The organism is Mesorhizobium sp. M7A.F.Ca.CA.004.04.2.1, assembly GCF_004022825.1.
GTDB lineage: Bacteria > Pseudomonadota > Alphaproteobacteria > Rhizobiales > Rhizobiaceae > Mesorhizobium.
The window spans coordinates 1-882 of record NZ_RZPH01001524.1; the positions used below are offsets into that span (position 1 = coordinate 1).

The window sequence follows — 882 nt, forward strand, 5'->3', positions numbered from 1 at the left end:
GATATGATCTTTCTGGCCAGGAACTCGTCGGGGATTTGATAGACGCCTTCGTCAACCGCCGGCAAATTGGCGCCGACATAGGCGGCAAGCCGTGCTTTCAGCGCCGCGTCCTGCGAGAGCCGTGCGGTGTCGGGCGTGTTCTCCAGCGGCTTCTCGCTGATTTCGGCGCCATCGATGCCGAATACCCGCATGAGATAGGCCGCCTGCCCGCCGAACTCGGTTTCCTGGCCGGACGGGAAGCGCACCACCTGCGCGTTGAGCTCCAGCTGCTTGAAGGTCAGCCCGGCCTTCTCCAGCGGCCCGCCGGTCAGCCAGCCGGCATCGACGCTCTCGTCAAGCTGTGGCGTCCAGCGTCCGGCAGTGCCGACGCAGCCGCCATCGGCATCGGGCGCGGCGCTGTAGACGGCATTGAAATTGAACGGCAAGCGCGATGCCAGCAGCTTGCCGTTCTTGCGAAAACTGTAGGCCAGGCGGTAGATGAAGCGCACCTCGCCGCAGCTCCTGTCGCCTTGCAGCAGCATGAAATCGCGACGGTCGAGCCGGTTGACGACGCCGACCAGCCGGAAGCGCGCGGCATCGGTCTTCAGCCAGCGCATGTCCATGATGCGGCCGACATTGCCGTCTGTCACCTCGTAGAGCGGCCGCCCGCCGGCCTTCATCTCGGCGCGGAGCGCCGCAACATCGGAGGCAACGATGTCAACGATGGCGTGATAGGCGGGGGCCTCGTCGTAAAGCGTCTTTAGACCGTCCTCGCCGTCAACCCCCAAAACATCGGCGAAGCCGAAACCCCCGGCATCGAGCGCGGCGAGCACCGCCGGATTGTCGACGACGGTTACAGGGCCGACGGCGCGCGCCGTCGACGCCATGAAGACAGCGATGAGG

Annotated in this window: 1 pseudogene; it reads right to left on the reverse strand. The window is 65.5% G+C overall.

The annotated features are described in order from the left end of the window. Positions 1–882 (reverse strand): annotated as a pseudogene (locus EN893_RS35870) (hypothetical protein); the annotation flags it as partial.